The sequence below is a fragment of the Acinetobacter sp. UBA6571 genome (assembly GCF_002434085.1).
In the GTDB taxonomy this organism is placed as follows: domain Bacteria; phylum Pseudomonadota; class Gammaproteobacteria; order Pseudomonadales; family Moraxellaceae; genus Acinetobacter; species Acinetobacter radioresistens.
In genome coordinates this window covers 41,873-59,171 of sequence record NZ_DJJJ01000001.1, presented here as the reverse complement: position 1 = coordinate 59,171, position 17,299 = coordinate 41,873, and the positions used below count along the sequence as shown (strand labels likewise).

The 17,299-nt window shown below is 41.9% G+C and carries 13 protein-coding genes; 10 read left to right on the top strand and 3 right to left on the bottom strand.

Annotated features, from left to right (window positions below):
* Window positions 1-77: 77 nt before the first annotated feature.
* The 3 genes from B3X18_RS00360 (at window position 78) to B3X18_RS00350 (ending at window position 4,835) form a co-directional block, all read left to right on the top strand.
* Window positions 78-1,085, top strand: coding sequence for a helix-turn-helix domain-containing protein (locus B3X18_RS00360; RefSeq protein WP_034670044.1), 1,008 nt, complete (start codon window positions 78-80; stop codon window positions 1,083-1,085).
* 87 nt (window positions 1,086-1,172) lie between these two features.
* Complete coding sequence (zapE, locus tag B3X18_RS00355; protein WP_034670043.1) at window positions 1,173-2,309, top strand: cell division protein ZapE; 1,137 nt, start codon at window positions 1,173-1,175, stop codon at window positions 2,307-2,309.
* Window positions 2,310-2,669: 360 nt separating this feature from the next.
* Entirely contained in the window at window positions 2,670-4,835 is a 2,166-nt protein-coding gene (locus tag B3X18_RS00350) for a malate synthase G (protein ID WP_005025611.1), read from the top strand.
* Between the two features lie 70 nt (window positions 4,836-4,905).
* On the opposite strand, the gene B3X18_RS00345 is transcribed toward B3X18_RS00350, so the two are convergent.
* Window positions 4,906-6,186 (bottom strand): D-amino acid dehydrogenase, encoded by a 1,281-nt coding sequence (locus B3X18_RS00345; RefSeq protein WP_005025613.1) that lies wholly within the window; start codon window positions 6,184-6,186, stop codon window positions 4,906-4,908.
* A 253-nt stretch (window positions 6,187-6,439) separates the two neighbouring features.
* On the opposite strand from B3X18_RS00345, the gene B3X18_RS00340 reads away from it, so the two are divergent.
* Window positions 6,440-7,384: a LysR family transcriptional regulator gene (locus B3X18_RS00340; protein ID WP_005025615.1), complete on the top strand. Its 945-nt coding sequence runs from the start codon at window positions 6,440-6,442 to the stop codon at window positions 7,382-7,384.
* Window positions 7,385-7,436: 52 nt separating this feature from the next.
* On the opposite strand, the gene B3X18_RS00335 is transcribed toward B3X18_RS00340, so the two are convergent.
* Both B3X18_RS00335 and lipA read right to left on the bottom strand, forming a co-directional pair.
* Complete coding sequence (locus B3X18_RS00335; RefSeq protein WP_005025616.1) at window positions 7,437-8,564, bottom strand: hypothetical protein; 1,128 nt, start codon at window positions 8,562-8,564, stop codon at window positions 7,437-7,439.
* Between the two features lie 256 nt (window positions 8,565-8,820).
* Window positions 8,821-9,804: a lipoyl synthase gene (lipA, locus tag B3X18_RS00330; RefSeq protein WP_005025619.1), complete on the bottom strand. Its 984-nt coding sequence runs from the start codon at window positions 9,802-9,804 to the stop codon at window positions 8,821-8,823.
* A 338-nt stretch (window positions 9,805-10,142) separates the two neighbouring features.
* Between lipA and B3X18_RS00325 the strand changes: the two genes are divergently transcribed.
* From B3X18_RS00325 to B3X18_RS00300, 6 genes are all read left to right on the top strand, one after another.
* Entirely contained in the window at window positions 10,143-11,105 is a 963-nt protein-coding gene (locus B3X18_RS00325; RefSeq protein WP_005025622.1) for a thiamine pyrophosphate-dependent dehydrogenase E1 component subunit alpha, read from the top strand.
* Between the two features lie 16 nt (window positions 11,106-11,121).
* On the top strand, window positions 11,122-12,141 hold the full coding sequence (locus tag B3X18_RS00320) for an alpha-ketoacid dehydrogenase subunit beta (protein WP_005025624.1): 1,020 nt from the start codon (window positions 11,122-11,124) through the stop codon (window positions 12,139-12,141).
* A gap of 1 nt (window position 12,142) precedes the next feature.
* Window positions 12,143-13,693 carry a 2-oxo acid dehydrogenase subunit E2 gene (locus B3X18_RS00315; RefSeq protein WP_005025627.1) on the top strand — a complete coding sequence of 517 codons (1,551 nt, stop codon included), beginning with the start codon at window positions 12,143-12,145 and terminating at the stop codon, window positions 13,691-13,693.
* Window positions 13,694-13,702: 9 nt separating this feature from the next.
* On the top strand, window positions 13,703-15,103 hold the full coding sequence (gene lpdA, locus B3X18_RS00310; RefSeq protein WP_005025629.1) for a dihydrolipoyl dehydrogenase: 1,401 nt from the start codon (window positions 13,703-13,705) through the stop codon (window positions 15,101-15,103).
* A gap of 76 nt (window positions 15,104-15,179) precedes the next feature.
* Entirely contained in the window at window positions 15,180-16,238 is a 1,059-nt protein-coding gene (locus tag B3X18_RS00305; protein WP_034674744.1) for a 2,3-butanediol dehydrogenase, read from the top strand.
* Window positions 16,239-16,309: 71 nt separating this feature from the next.
* Complete coding sequence (locus tag B3X18_RS00300) at window positions 16,310-17,095, top strand: acetoin reductase (RefSeq protein WP_005025632.1); 786 nt, start codon at window positions 16,310-16,312, stop codon at window positions 17,093-17,095.
* The last annotated feature ends 204 nt before the right edge of the window (window positions 17,096-17,299 follow it).

Sequence of the window (17,299 nt, the reverse complement as noted above, 5' to 3'; positions counted from 1 at the left end):
AATATTGATAGATTCGGCAATTAAAAAGATGAGATTTTTATAGTAAAACAGACAGGTCAGGGTAAATTGAATTATTCATGAAGCGTTCTATTCTCGGTTTGATGTATTTAATACAAGGTATGCGTAACGCTGGAATTGATGTTGATTCACGGCTCGCAACAATTGGTATCAAGCCGGATGCTTTGGATCCGACTTCTATTATTCATCCCAGCTTGGAATGGGATATACAAAAAGTTGTGGGTGAAGGGGTAAAGCCTGAAACAGGACTATTTATTGGGCAGCATTACGCGCTTGCCGGTTATGGCCCTTTGCTGATGCTCCTTGTAACCAGTAATAATATCCAGACTGCTCTTGAAAAGGGGATCCAATACCAGGGTCTTACTCACCTATTTGGAACTTTAGGCCTTGAAGTCATGGCTCATCAGGTTGCATTGACATATTTGCCAGTAGACCTAAACTCAGATATGGGATTGCTACGTGCCCAATGCGAAATTTCGGGAACTTATAAATTTATTCAAGATATTTATAAAATGATGGGACTGGTTGCACCTACTTTAAGAGTTGAGTTACCTTTTAAAGCACCTGAAGATAAAGAGCAATTACAGCTGTATCAGAATTATTATGGTGCAGATCTGCACTTCGGTTTTAAGCAGGCGAAATTTGGATTAAATTCGCAAGTACTTGAAATCAAAATTCCTTCTGCAGATCCAATTACCCATCGGGTTTATGAAGCTAAATGTATTAGTGAGCTACAACGTTTAAATCATGATGATGCAGTACCTTCACTTATTCAGCGCGTACATGACTATTTAGAGCTGCAAAAGGGGGTAATTCCTACTATGGCAGAGACTGCACAAGCACTTGGTATTCCAGAACGTACCTTGCGCCATCAGCTACAACAGTTCAATACCAGTTATAAAGAAATTAGAGAACAGTTGATTAAAAACAAAGCATTAAAACTGATTGAATATAAAGAGTACTCAATTGAGGTTATTGCTGAGTTACTGGGCTATTCAGAACCGGCCGCATTTAATCATGCCTTTAAGCGCTGGTTCGGACAAAGCCCAAGACAATATGGTAAATAGCCTAAGTTGGGTTATGCCAAAGTTTTATATGTTTCACTATATTCTTCGTTATACTTCCCATTAGCCCATAAAACGTATCAGAATTATATGCTAGAGCTTAAATCATCACACAGTACAGCTTTTTCACCCGTCTCTCCAGCCGAGCATTATTCTCAAGCTTTATCTTCTGGACAATTTTTACCTGATGAAGCACAGGCACAAGCTGTGCAGGAGCTGGACCGGGTCTGGCATGAATTGATTCACCGATATAAGGCTTCTAAGAAAGCATTTCGCCGTTTTCGCCGGCAAACTGCACCGCGTGGTGTATACATGTGGGGTGGGGTTGGCCGTGGAAAAACATGGCTAATGGATCAATTCTTTGAGTCTATTCCATTTCGCCGCAAGTTACGTATGCATTTTCATCACTTTATGCAACATGTACACCGTGAGTTAAATAAGCTGTCTGGCCAGCGTAATCCCCTAGATCTGGTGGCTGACCAGATTTACAAAGATGCAGTTATTATTTGCTTCGACGAATTTTTTGTATCAAATGTCACTGATGCCATGATTTTGAGCGATCTGTTTCAAAAATTATTCCAGCGCGGTATTACGCTGGTAGCGACCTCAAATATTGCACCAGATGGTTTATATAAAAATGGTATTCATCGTGACCGTTTTTTACCTACCATTGAAATGGTCAAAAAAAACTGCGTCGTGTTAAATGTAGATGCTGGAGTAGATTATCGGTTACGGGTGTTAAAACAGGCGCAGCTTTTCAAGGCACCGCTCAGCCACGAAGCACAGCAGTGGATTGCCCAAAGGTTTTCTGCATTGACCCAGACTCAGGTGCAGTCTCAAGAATCAATTATTATCAATAACCGTATTGTAGAGACTATCGGTCATACTGAAGATGTGTTGTGGTGTGAATTTTCAGAACTTTGCCTTAAGCCTCGCAGCCCGTCAGATTTCATTGAAATAGCCAATATTTATAATACGGTACTGGTCAGTAATGTTCCGCATTTAACTGATCAGATTAATGATGCAACCCGACGTTTTATTTATCTGGTTGATGAGTTCTATGATCGGGGAGTAAAACTTTTACTTACCTCTCAAGATGATATTATTAATATCTACCAGGGAGAGAAGTTGGCGTTTGAAATTGAGCGTACCCGTTCAAGATTGCTGGAAATGCAATCAGATGAGTATCTGCATTCAGAGCACAAGCAAATTCACGGCGCCCAGTAAAATTTTAATCAAGCGTTCTACGGAACGCTTTTTTATTATTTATATTAAATAAAACCGCGCAGTATCGGCATGGTTTTGCTTTAATACGTGTGATCAGTTATTGTAAAAGTTATAAAAGATAGGTAGAAAAGCTGGTACTTAAGTCTAATTTTCGAAACCTCTCTCTTTATCCACTATAAGTAAATTTAAAGCGGCTGAATATAAACGTATTTTAAACTGGCATATATAAAAACTATTGATGTCAATATTTTTTAAACAGAAAATGCTTACTATTTAGGAACGTGATAGTGGTATTCAGCTAAATATAAATCAGTATACTAGAATCTCTTGTGATAAAAAGTAGCAATATCAGGAAAGACAATGACTGCACGTATTCAAAAAGGCAAGTTAGCGATTGCTAAAGAACTCTATGATTTCATCGAAAATGAAGCTTTACCGGGTTCCGGTCTGGACAGTGAAACATACTGGAAAAATTTTGAGCAAGTCGTTGTTGATCTTAGTCCGAAAAATAAAGCGCTTCTTGCAAAGCGTGATGAAATTCAGGCTAAAATTGACGAATGGCATCGCAATAACGAATTTGAACTTGAAGCTTACAAAGCTTTCCTGAAAGAGATTGGCTACTTATTACCAGAAGTAGAAGATTTCCAGATTACCACTGAAAATGTGGATGAAGAAATTGCAGTATTGGCAGGCCCACAGTTGGTTGTACCTGTACGAAATGCCCGTTACTGCCTTAATGCTGCAAATGCCCGCTGGGGTTCTTTATATGATGCACTTTATGGCTTTGATGTGATTTCTGAAGAGAATGGCGCAGAAAAGGGTAAGGGGTATAATCCGGCCCGTGGCGCCAAAGTTATCGAATTTGCTAAAAGCTTTCTGAATGATACTTTCCCGCTTGAGGCAGGCTCGCATCAAGATGCTACACGCTATGAAGTTGAAGATAATCAGCTGGTTATTACTTTAAAAGATGATACTAAAACTACCTTGGCTGAACCGGTTCAGTTTGTAGGTTATAATGGCGAGAAAAGTAATCCGAATGAAATTATTCTAAAAAATAATGGATTGCATGTCATTATCCAGATTGATGCGACTAGTCCGATTGGCCAGACTGATGCAGCTGGTGTAAAAGACCTGGTACTTGAAGCAGCTGTAACGACAATTCAGGATCTGGAAGACTCGATTGCTGCAGTAGATGCAGAGGAAAAAGTAGAAGGCTACCGTAACTGGCTTGGGCTTATGAAGGGTACACTTCAGGAATCTTTCCAAAAAGGTGACAAAACTGTTACCCGTGCTATGAACAAAGACCGTACTTATACAGACCTTGAAGGGAATACGGGTAAAATTCATGGCCGATCATTGATGTTACTGCGTAATGTTGGCCACCTGATGACGAACCCTGCTATTTTGGTAGATGGTGCAGAAATCTATGAAGGCATCATGGATGCACTGGTAACGCCATTACTAAGTATTGCTGATATTCGTGGCGAAAATGAAATCAAGAACTCACGTCAGGGTTCAATGTATATCGTAAAACCAAAAATGCATGGTCCGGAAGAGGTCGCATTTGCGGTAGAACTTTTTGAACGTGCTGAGCAGGCTTTGGGGCTGCCGGCAAAAACTCTTAAAATCGGGATTATGGATGAAGAACGCCGTACTTCTGTAAACCTGAAGAACTGTATTGCTCAGGCCAAAGACCGTACCATCTTTATTAATACTGGTTTTATGGACCGTACAGGTGATGAGATTCATACCTTTATGGAAGCAGGTCCATTTGTTCGTAAAGGCGAAATCAAAGGACAAAAATGGTTCCCTGCTTATGAAAACCGTAATGTAATGATCGGCCTGAAAGCAGGATTACGCGGTAAGGCACAGATCGGTAAAGGTATGTGGCCAAAACCAGATATGTTGCTTGACATGTATCGTACTAAGATCGAGCATCCGGAAGCAGGTGCAAGCTGTGCATGGGTTCCTTCTCCAACAGGAGCAGTAATTCATGCAATTCATTATCATCAGTGCAATGTATCCGAGCGTCAGCAAGAACTATTACAGACTGAGCCTTTAGCTCTGGATGATCTGTTGACTCCTCCGCTAGCAGCAAATACAGACTGGACTGAAGAAGAGAAAAAGAACGAACTTGAAAATAACTGTCAGGGTATTCTGGGTTATGTTGTGCGCTGGGTTGACTTGGGTGTAGGCTGTTCAAAGGTTCCAGATATTAATGATGTAGGCCTGATGGAAGACCGCGCAACATTACGTATTTCTTCACAGCACGTTGCGAACTGGTTACGTCATGGTATTGTGAGTCGTGAACAGGTTGAAGAAGTATTAAAGCGCATGGCTAAAATTGTAGACGAACAAAATGCCAATGATCCGCTTTATACTGCAATGTCTGCTGACTTCGAAAATAGTATTGCTTTTAAAGCTGCATCTGACCTGATCTTTAAAGGCGGTGAGCAACCATCTGGTTATACTGAACCTTTACTACACGCTGCGCGCTTAAAACTTAAAGGCTATACAGGTGACTAATCTGAGCCATTAAAAAAAGCCTCTTCGGAGGCTTTTTTATTTAGTTTTTAAATAAATATTTTTCTTATATTCAGGCAGTAGCGACCTGAAAACCTGGACGCTCAGCATAGCGAGCAACCGATAAGTCATCTGCATAAATCGCTGGTCGTTTATGGCTCATGAGGTCTGAAAGCAATTTACCTGAACCACATGCCATGGTCCAGCCTAATGTACCATGCCCAGTATTTAAGAACAGGTTACTCAGGGCAGTTTTACCTACAATAGGCGTACCATCTGGTGTCATGGGACGAAGCCCTGTCCAGAAAGTTGCTTCTTTTAAACGTCCGGCAGACGGATAAAGATCATTCACCACCATTTCCAGAGTTTTTCTGCGTTCTGGAAGCAATTTATAATTAAAGCCTACAATTTCTGCCATACCCCCTACACGAATACGATCATCAAAGCGTGTTACAGCGACTTTGTAGGTCTCGTCCAGTACTGTAGAAACTGGTGCACGCGTAGCATCTTGAATTGGAATGGTCAGTGAGTAGCCTTTTAATGGATAGACTGGAATATGAATTAACCCACGTAATAGTGGAGTAGAGAAAGATCCCATTGCAATTACATATTGGTCTGCTTTAACCAGACCTTCACTGGTTTGGACTGCTGTGACTTTATCTGCTTCAACCACCAGTTTTTCAATAGAAACACCAAATTTAAAAATTACGCCAGCAGCTTTTGCCATTTCTGCAAGATGCTGTGTAAATAACTGGCAGTCACCAGTTTCATCATTTGGCAAGCGTAACCCGCCTGTCAGTTTATGACTGGAATATTTTAAAGCAGGTTCAACTTTCATTAAATCTTTCGCTTCGAGCAACTCAAATGGCACACCAGCTTCTTTTAATACTTCAATATCTTTGGCAGCATTGGCATATTGCTGTTCACTACGGAAAAGCTGTAAGGTTCCTTGCTGACGACTTTCATAAGCAATACCTGTAGTCTTCCGTAATTCTTTCAGACAGTCACGACTATATTCAGCAATACGAACCATACGGCTCTTATTTTCCTGATAATGCTGAATATTGCAGTTCTTTAGCATTTGCCACATCCAGGCAATCTGGAAACTGGTTCCATCTGGACGAATAGACAGAGGAGCATGTTTTTGAAACATCCATTTAATGGCTTTAAGTGGCACCCCTGGCGCTGCCCAAGGTGTAGCATAGCCAGGAGAGACCTGTCCGGCATTTGCAGCACTGGTCTCCAGCGCTGCTCCAGGCTGTCGGTCAATTACGGTCACTTCATGCCCTGCTTGGGCTAGATACCATGCAGTTGTGACACCAATTACACCACTTCCTAAAACGACGACTTTCATGATCTTCTCTACTCATTGCAGCCTGAATCTGGCCTGTACATGGAGCTCTACCAAACGCGGTATATATGACTGATTTTTAAAGCAAGCAGTCCGTGGGTAGTAACGGTATAACTGAGTTTCAGGGTAAACATTTAAAATGTGAAAGGGTCACTAAAAAAATCCCTTTTTCCAGTTATGCTCTCAGTTTACATCTGGGGTTTAGTTCTGATAAATTCAAATAAACTTATCTTTAGATATAAAATTACTTACGTAAATGAAAATTAAAAATCTGAACCAGATTACTGATTTTGATATCAAGTTATTGAGAATTTTCAAGACAGTATGCGAATGTGGGAGCTTTACTTCAGCAGAGAGTGTTCTTGGAATTAGCCGCTCAGCCATTAGTCTGCATATGAGTGATTTGGAAAATCGTCTGGGGCTCAGGTTATGCCAGCGTGGCCGTGCCGGATTTTCTCTTACCGATGAAGGTAAGGAAATCTTGAACTATAGTGAAACGCTAATCGCTTCTATTGAGGAGTTTAAGCTTAAGGTTAACCAGATTCATAAAAAGTTAAAAGGCGAGTTTAATATTGGAATTATTAACAATTTAATTAATTTGCCAAAGCCTTATATCACTAATACGCTTGAGCAACTTACCAGTGAAAGCCCTGATGTGCAGATTAACATCAGTATGAGTACACTAGCAGATATTGAATGCAAGGTGATGGATGGCCGCTTACATGTAGGGGCAGTCCCGATGGTTACTCCATTATCGGGGCTGGACTATTTAAATCTTTATGAAGAAAGTTCCTATCTTTATTGTGGAGATCGGCATCCCTTATTTTTTTCTACCGAACGATTAAAAGAACAAGATTTAAGTCAGTGGAATGCGGTAATGCCTAACTACAGTATTAATTCACAAGCATTACAGCTCTACCAGCTGCTGCATTGTTCTGCAACTGCAAGTGACCGGGAGGGAATTGCTTTTTTAATTTTAACCGGAAATTTTATGGGATTTTTACCTGATCATTATGCAAGAAAATGGGTAGAAAGCGGTCAGATGAAACCTGTGCTCGAGCAGCGCATGCATTATAGTACACCGATCTGCATGATTACCAGAAAGGGCAGGCGACATAATATGATTCTGGAATCTTTTCTCGAAAAGCTGAAAAATAATATTAATGAGCAGAATAATTCCGGGTTAACGATAACGAACTAGATGGAATCCATATGTCAGCTTAAATAGCAAACAGGATTTGCTATTTCATGGACTATTCTAGAAGTTGTTTTAATTTGACTGCATGAGGACTGTCTTCTGGTAAAAGTTCAAGCAGACGCTCAATTGCATCAGTACGTTCAGGAACGCGACTAATCAGGCGAAATAACTGGTCAATGTCTTGCAAGTTATGAATCATATGACTTAAGCGCGCATCAAAGCAGTCACGCCAGGCACACAGGAAAGGACTTTCTGTCTTACTCAGGAAATTGCCCTTGTACAAGGCCAATACTGTAACAGTAAAGCCCAGATTCAATGCCTGTTCAGCCATAAGAAAATCTGCCTGAACCTCACAGTTCAGTTTGTAAGGGCGTGATTGGATACAGTCGAGTAACAGACTGCGCATCTGGGATAATTCTGCTTTTAGAGTTTTCTGGCTAACCTGCCTGTCTCCATAAAGGGCATAGTGTAATTCGTCCAAACTGATCCCATCTGGACACAATGCCAGAATACACAGTATTTCAATTTGCCGGTGCGTCAGCTGTAAAATATGATGATTAAACTGAACTTTTGACCCACCCAGCACTTTAAGATAAAGCACATTTTGCTGTTCAAGCCGGATGGCGCGTTGTACCAGATCTGCACAGCGCTCTACGGCGAGTACGCCTAAAGAATTATGCTTCTCATACTTGGTTGAAAGGTTAATAATGCCATGGAACTGGCCGCTTTGTGGGTCGATGATGGGCGCTGCGTAGCATACCCAGTCACGCACGCTATTCATCTGGTTTTCATGTGAGTACACACAACTGGCAGCATGGGTATTTAACGCAAGGCCAATAGCATTGGTGCCTACGGACTGGGTAGACCACTGGCCACCTTCAAAAAAATGCACCTGTTCTGCAGAAGAGCGCATAGAGTGACTGCTCCAGGTCCAGAGCAGAGTGCCATGCTGGTCTGTAATTCCGATTGCCATGCTGGCATCTTCTGCAATTCTCAAGAGTTCAGAATGACACTGATCTAATGAGCGACCGAAGAGTGTTTCACGCCAACCATGATCCAGATTCAGTACTGGGGCCGCATCTACTGAAACGGGAGGCACATGATGTGCTACAGCATTCTTTAAAAAAGCTGATGAATAATGAGAAACAGGATTTAACACGGGTAATTTTTTAATCATATGCATATCATGGTCCTTCATGATGAGGCAAAAATGCAGCTACCTGAGCTGGTTACTGTTGTTATTTTCCCCTACCTTAAACCTTGATGCTCTAATCTGCTATCCGACAAAAGGCTGACGTCAGCATACACATCTTTAAACATCAGTCTGGTATATGTACCAATATAGTCAGACTGTTTTTAAAAGAAATGGCCGATTCAGACTGATCTGTTTAAAATAGTTACAGAATATTCCTGCATAAGATCAACCTGTCTGTTTGTATTTAGGGTAACTGCTTTCTGCTGAAAGGTTGCGGTACAGGTTTCCCTAAATATTGCTGATCGGCAAAATAACTGGAACGTACCATAGGCGCACTCCAAATATTTTTAAATCCTAAAAACTCGCCATGACGCTGATAATGCTCAAATTCTTTTAAGCTCACAAAACGATGGATAGGAGCATGAGCTTTAGAAGGCTGTAGGTACTGTCCGATGGTGACCAAATCCACATAATGATCTTTTAAATCATTTAACAGCGCAATAACCTCTGCCTCAATCTCTCCAATACCTACCATCAAGCCACATTTGGTAGGAATCTCAGGACATAAATTTTTAAATTTTTTTAACAGATTAAGAGAATGCTGATAATCTGATCCAGGCCGCAAGGCCCGGTACAAGCGGAACACTGTCTCTATATTATGGTTAAATACATCTGGTGGAGACTGGCTAAGGATAGACAAGGCAAGATCAAGCCGCCCTCTAAAGTCCGGAACCAATATTTCGATCCGGGTATTCGGACAGCATTTACGTATCTCCTGAATACAATCTACAAAATGTTGGGCGCCTCCATCTTTCAGGTCATCCCGGTCTACAGAAGTAATTACCACATAACTTAAATTCAGGTTTGCGACGGTTTCGGCAAGATGCCGAGGCTCAGCCGGATCTAGGCTGTTCGGGCGGCCGTGAGCTACATCGCAAAAAGGACACCGTCTGGTACAGATATCACCCATTATCATAAAAGTTGCAGTACCGCTACCAAAACATTCTGGCAGGTTTGGACACGCCGCTTCTTCACATACCGTATGTAGTTTCTGCTGACGCAACAGCCCTTTAATACGGCCAATCTCTTCAGGTTGACTGATTTTTGCCCGTATCCATTCGGGTTTTGTCGGAATAACGTCTGTTGCAATAACCTTAACAGGTATACGTGCCAGTTTATCCGCACCCCGAAGTTTTTTTTCATGCTTAAAATTCTGTTGTAAATCCATTTAAATATATCCTGATTTAATAATAAGTCTTAAAATAAATAAAAAGAGATTAATATTTAAAAAAAATATTTTTAAAATAAAAATCTAACTTTTAAATAAAATTAGGATTATAAAATATATGAGGTTGGTTAAAGGTTTGTTTTTAAGTCGTTGTTTAAAATAATAAAAAATTACATTTATTTTTTAATAAATAAATTATTGTTTTTGAAAATAATAGGTAAGTTTTATTTTAATAAATAATTTTAGTCTAATATTAATTTTAGAATAAATATATTTAATTGGAGGTGTGAGTTATTCACTGTTCCCTTGATTTTGATCAAGATAAAAAGGAAAAGGATATGCAATTAACGGAAGAAAAATTACTGGCTGCATATAAGAGTATGCGCGATATTCGTGAGTTTGAGGACCGGCTTCACGAAGAAAATACCATGGGTGATATTCCTGGATTTATTCACCTTTATAGTGGTGAGGAAGCAGTTGCAGTCGGTATTTGTGAAAATCTAACCGATAAGGATTACATTACCTCCACCCACCGGGGCCATGGGCACTGTATTGCTAAAGGATGTGATATCCATGCCATGATGCTTGAGATTTTCGGTAAAGATGCCGGCCTGTGTCGTGGTAAAGGTGGTTCAATGCATATTGCAGACCTCGACAAGGGCATGCTGGGTGCAAACGGTATTGTAGGAGGTGGACCTCCTTTAGCAATTGGAGCAGCTTTGACTGCTAAAACTTTGAAAACCGGTGGTATAGGTCTGTCATTTACGGGTGATGGGGGGTCAAATCAGGGTCTCACTTTTGAAGCGATGAATATGGCTGTAGTATTGCAACTTCCAGTCATATTTGTATTTGAAAACAATGGCTTTGGTGAAGGTACCGGTCATGACTATGCAGTAGGAAGTAAAGATATTGCTGGTCGGGCAGCAGGTTTTGGTTTACCTGCAGTCAAGGTTGACGGTACAGATTTCTTTGCAGTCTATGAAGCTGCCCAGCAGGCAATTGAGCGAGCCAGAAATGGTGGTGGACCAAGTGTAATTGAAACAATTACCAACCGCTTCTATGGTCATTTCGAAGGTGACCCTGGGTTAATCCGTTCTAAAGATGAAGTGGATTATGTAAAAGAACATCGCGATCCATTAAAAATTTTCCGTAAAAAAGTTAAAGACCAGATTGATCTGGCAAAGCTCGATGCAATTGATGCTGAGTCTAAAGCTAATGTAGACGACGCTGTAGCAAAAGCCCGTGCTGCCAAATACCCAGAAGTTTCCCAGCTTCTGACCGATGTTTATGTCTCTTACTAAAGGAATAGTAAAGCAAATGCCAAATAAAAGTTACCGTAACGCGATTAAAGAAGCGATTGAATTAGAAATGCGCCGTGACCCGACTGTATTTGTAGTCGGTGAAGACGTACGTGGTGGTCATGGTGGTAAAAATACTGAAGATAATGCCCTTGAAGGCTTTGGTGGCGTACTGGGTGTGACCAAGGGTTTATGGTCTGAGTTCGGCTCTGAACGTGTGATCGATACCCCAATTACAGAATCTGCGATTATCGGTATGGCTGCAGGTGCAGCAGCAACCGGTTTACGGCCTGTAGCTGACCTGATGTTTATGGATTTCTATGGGGTATGCCATGACATGCTTTATAACCAGGCTGCGAAGTTCCGCTATATGTTTGGAGGTAAAGCCAAAGCACCTATGGTAGTACGTGGCATGATCGGCGCCGGTTTCTCAGCCGCAGCCCAGCATTCACAGTCACCATATAATGTCTTTGCTGCAGTACCCGGTTTGAAGGTGGTCGTACCTTCTAGTCCTTATGATGTAAAAGGTCTGTTGATTCAGGCAATTCGTGATGATGACCCGGTAGTATTTTGTGAACACAAACTGCTGTATGACATTAAAGGCGAGGTTCCGGATGATGCCTATACCATTCCTTTTGGCGTAGCCAATTACACCCGTGAAGGAACAGATGTCACCATTATTGCTTTAAGTTTAATGGTACACCGTGCCAATGAGGTTGCAGATAAACTGGCAAAAGAGGGAATTTCGGTAGAAGTGGTAGATCCAAGAACTATTTCGCCTCTAGATGAAGAAGGTATCCTTGAATCTGTAGCCTCGACTGGCCGTGTAGTAATTGTTGATGAGTCTGCGGCACGTTGTGGTTTTGGTCATGATATTGCTGCCCTGATTGCCCAGAAAGGATTTCATTATCTGAAAGCCCCAATTGAACTGGTGACTCCTCCTCATACACCTGTACCGTTCTCACCTGTATTGGAAAAAGAATGGATTCCGAGTGTAGAGCGTATTGAACAGGCTGTACGAAAAACTTTGGAGGCTTAGGATGAGCGAAATTAAAACACTAGAAATCCCAAAATGGGGATTATCTATGGAAGAAGGAACTATTGCCCAATGGTTAATTCAAGAAGGAAGCCAGTTCAGTAAAGGACAAGAAATTTGTGAAATTGAAACCACAAAAATTGTAAACGTCCTGGAGGCACCTTTTGACGGAACATTGAGAAAAATACTGGCAAAAGATGGTGAAACCCTGCCAGTCGGTGGGTTGATTGCAGTTTGTGCCAATGATGATGTCACAGATGATGATATACAGGCATTTGTACAGTCACTTGATCAAGGGACAGCAGCTTCGGCAAGCTCTGCACCGGACAGTACTCCGGCTGAAGACAAAACCGAACAGACTGCACCAGTAGAGCAGCTGAGTTCATCAACTGTGAAAGCTGAAACATCATCTGCTACCCGGAAAACTTCTCATAGTGCCGGTGACTATATTATTCCTGCGTCTTTACAAGGCTATCAGCCACCAGATGACCTGTTTATTACACCACATGCCCAGAAACTGGCAGAAAAATATAATTTGGATTTAACCAAGGTTACAGGTTCGGGACGCGAAGGGCGTATTAGTATCGCTGATCTTCAGGCAGCAGTGCAGGGCGCAGGTGGACAATGGCCAGATGTTAAGCATCAGGCCAGTACAAAAGCTGCAAAATCTAACGCTGATGACAGTCAGGTTGCTGCTACACCTGTAGCTCGGCGTCTGGCCAAGCAATGGGGCATTAATCTGCATGACTGTCGCGCCTCGGGAACAAGAGGCCGGGTCTGCAAAGAAGATGTTGAAGCAGTGTATAACCGTGAACACAAGTCTGCTCATACAGAAACTTCATTGAATGCAACTCAGCCCGAACAGGCAAAAGTAACCAGTATTCCAATGAATGCCATGCGTAAAGCCATTGCTTCACGTTTACAGGCAGCAAAACGTAATGCGCCACATTTTCGTTTAACTGTTGACTTGAATGTTGAGGCGATACAGACATTACGTGCACAGATTAATGAGTCCGTGCCTCAGGTCAAACTGTCTATCAATGATATGCTCATCAAGGCAGCAGCTGCGGCGTTGATTAAAGTACCTGAAGTAAATGTACAGTTTGATGAAGAGTCACAATCAATTTTACAGTTTGATCAGGCCGATATTTCTGTGGCTGTGGCTATTCCTAATGGCCTTATTACTCCAATTATCAAAGCTGCAAATCAGAAATCGCTTGCTGAGATTTCTGGAAATATGCGGGACTTGGCCACGCGGGCAAAAACTGGAAAGTTAACTCCGGATGAATTTCAGGGGGGAAGTTTCAGTATTTCTAACCTGGGAATGCTGGGTATCAAACACTTTGACGCCATTATCAATCCGCCTCAAGGTGCTATTTTGGCTTTGGGTGCTTCAGAGGCTCGAGCAGTGGTAGAGCATGATCAGATTGTTATTCGGCAGATGGTGACAGCAACTTTATCCTGTGACCACCGGGTGATTGATGGAGCAGTTGGGGCGAAATTCTTGGCCAGCTTTAAAAAGTTTGTCGAGAATCCAGCATTAATACTGGTATAGGAGCTGGACATGACAGGAAATCAGTATGATTTAATTGTTGTGGGTGCAGGTCCGGGTGGATATGTGGCTGCAATACGTGCAGCTCAGCTTGGCCTTAATACAGCAATTATCGAAGAAAAACATCTGGGGGGGATCTGCCTGAACTGGGGCTGTATCCCGACCAAGGCTTTATTGAGTGGAGCTGACTTGGCCTATCAGCTTAAGCATGCTGGAAACTTTGGTTTCACTCTTCCACAAATTGATTTTGATCTGAGTCAACTGGTTAAACATAGCCGCCAAGTCTCGCAGCAACTGGTACAGGGAATCGAGCACCTTCTCAAGAAAAATGGTGTAGAGGTTATATTTGGACGGGCCAAGCTGCAGGCGAAAGAAACGCTTGAGATAATCGATGAGAGCGGTAAAGCACGCATTTTAAAAGCACCTCATATCATTTTAGCAACAGGTGCCAGAGCTCGAACTTTGCCTGGTCTGCCTGTCAATGGCACCGAGATCTGGAGTTACCGGGAAGCGCTAGTCCCGGAACAATTGCCTGAATCTTTACTGGTAGTCGGTTCTGGCGCTATAGGCAGTGAATTTGCCAGTTTATATCATGATCTAGGCTGTGAGGTTACTCTTATTGACGTTGCTCAGCAGATTTTGCCTACTGAAGATGCAGAAGTTGCAGAATATATGCGTAAGCAGTTTGAGCAGCGCGGTATGAAAGTGATTACTGGCTGTTCATTACAAAATGTCCAGGTTACCGGAGGTCAGGTACAGTGTGAACTTCATAGCTCACAGGGCAAACAAGAGCAAGTGTTTGATCGGGTTCTGTCTGCAATAGGTGTACAACCGAATGTAGAAAAACTGGGACTGGAACAGTTAGAAGTAGAGTTTAAGCAGGGCTTTATTCAGGTGGATGAATACTGCCGCACAAATGTCGTGGGGCTCTATGCAATTGGTGATGTGGCGGGTGCACCATGTCTGGCTCATAAAGCCAGTCATGAAGCTATTCTTTGTGTAGAAAAAATTGCAGGACTCACAAATCTTCACTCTCTAGACCGTACTCAAATTCCTGGCTGTATTTTTACTCATCCTCAGGTTGCCAGTATTGGTTTGACTGAAGCGCAGGCCAAAGCGCAAGGCCATCATATCCAGACTGGGAAATTTCCTTTTCAGGCAAATGGCAAGGCACTGGCCTTAAAACAAACTGCCGGTTTTGTAAAAACTGTATTTGATAAAGAGACTGGCGAGCTGCTCGGAGCACATATGGTCGGTCATGAAGTTACTGAACATATTCAGGGTTTCGCAATTGCCAAATATCTGGAAGCTACCGACGAAAGCTTGGCACAGGTCATTTTTCCTCATCCTACGTTATCAGAAGCAATGCATGAATCGGTATTAGCTTCCCTACAGCGGGCAATACATATTTGAAAACATGGAAGAGCTTATCTGGTTTAGCTTGATAAGCTCATTCTTCTTACAGAAAACTGATTAATCAGGAGCAGTAATGAAAGCAGCTCGTTTTTATGATAAAGGCGATATTCGCATTGAAGATATTCCGGAGCCACAAGTTACACCAGGTACAGTCGGTATTCAGGTTGCCTGGTGTGGCATTTGTGGAACCGATCTGCATGAGTTTATGGATGGTCCAATTTTTATTCCGCCTTGTGGCCATCCGCATCCAATCTCGGGCGAATCTGCTCCGGTAACGATGGGACATGAGTTTTCCGGAGTTGTATACGCTGTGGGTGAAGGGGTTAATGATATTCAGATTGGTCAGCATGTGGTGGTTGAACCTTATATCATCGCTGACGATGTGCCGACTGGGCCTAATGATGCTTATCATCTGTCGAAGAATATGAATTTTATTGGTTTAGGAGGGCGAGGCGGTGGTCTATCGGAAAAAATAGCCGTGCAGCGTCGTTGGGTACACCCAATTTCCAATAAAATACCATTGGATCAAGCTGCACTGATTGAGCCTTTGTCGGTAGGTCATCATGCTTATATCCGTAGTGGCGCACAAGCCGGAGACATTGCACTGGTTGGGGGTGCAGGGCCTATAGGTTTGTTGTTATCAGCTATTTTAAAGGCTAAAGGACTCACTGTTATTATTAGTGAGTTAAGTGCTAAACGTAAAGAAAAAGCAAGAGAGGCTGGTGTTGCAGATTATATTCTGGACCCTTCAGAAGTTGATGTGGTTACGGAAGTCATGAAAATTACTCAAGGCCAAGGTGCAGATGTTGCTTTTGAATGTAGTAGTGTAAATAAAGTACTAGATACTCTCGTAGCTGCGATGAAGCCGGCTGGTGTACTGGTCATTGTATCAATTTGGAGTCATCCAGCCACAGTAAATGTTCACAGTGTTGTTATGAAAGAACTTGATATTCGTGGCACCATTGCTTATGTCAACGACCATCAGGCAACAATCAAATTGGTGGAAGACGGTAAAATTAATTTGCAACCTTTTATTACACAGCGCATTCAACTCGATGACTTGGTTTCGCAGGGTTTTGAAACTCTGATCCATAACAATGAGTCAGCTGTTAAAATTATTGTCCATCCCTAAATACTCAGAAAAAACAAGCAGACGTTTTAATTGCTTATCAATAATTTAACAATAATATATAAGGAAAAATAATGAATAAGGGATTAATGAATAAAATCGCCGTTGTAACAGGCGCAGCGCAAGGTATAGGGCGTGGTATTGCTCTAAGACTGGCTCAGGAAGGTGTACATGTAGCCTTGGTAGATCTGAATGAACAACGACTTAATCAAGTAAAACAGGAAATTGAAAATTTAAAGGTAAAAGCCAGTATTTTTGTTGCTGATATCAGTCAGCGTGATCAGGTGTATGCCAGTATTGAACATGCCGAGCAGTCTTTAGGTGGTTTTGATATTATGATCAATAATGCTGGAATTGCTCAGGTTCAGCCTCTTGATGCAGTGACACCTGAAGGACTGCAAAAAATTAGCGGTATTAATATTGGTGGAGTTCTGTGGGGTATTCAGGCCGCAGCTCGAAAATTTAAAGCGCGCCAGCAAAAAGGTAAAATTATTAATGCAGCTTCTATTGCAGGGCATGAAGGTTTTGCCATGTTAGGAGTATATTCGGCAACAAAATTCGCAGTCCGTGCTTTAACTCAGGCCGCAGCCAAGGAATATGCTTCACATGGCATTACGGTAAATGCATATTGTCCGGGAGTAGTGGGCACAGATATGTGGGTAGAAATTGATAAAAGATTCTCTAAAATTACCCATACCCCAATTGGTGAAACATACAAAAAATATGTGAGTGGTATTGCACTAGGGCGTGCACAAACACCTGAAGACGTGGCTGCGCTGGTTGCTTTTTTATCGAGTGAAGATGCCGATTATATTACCGGGCAGGCAATTTTAACAGATGGAGGCATGATCTACCGCTAGTACAATATACACTGTCTAATTTTTAAAAATGTATGAACATAATCAGGCTTCTACTTAAACACATTAAATAATAAAAGGCCTGAGTACATAGAATATAACACTATCTTATTTGTACTCAGGCCTGTATTTCCTTAAGTTTTTTAAGATGTTTTTGTCAAATTCTGCTGTTTATACATAATATTATCCAGCCACTAGTCCATTGAA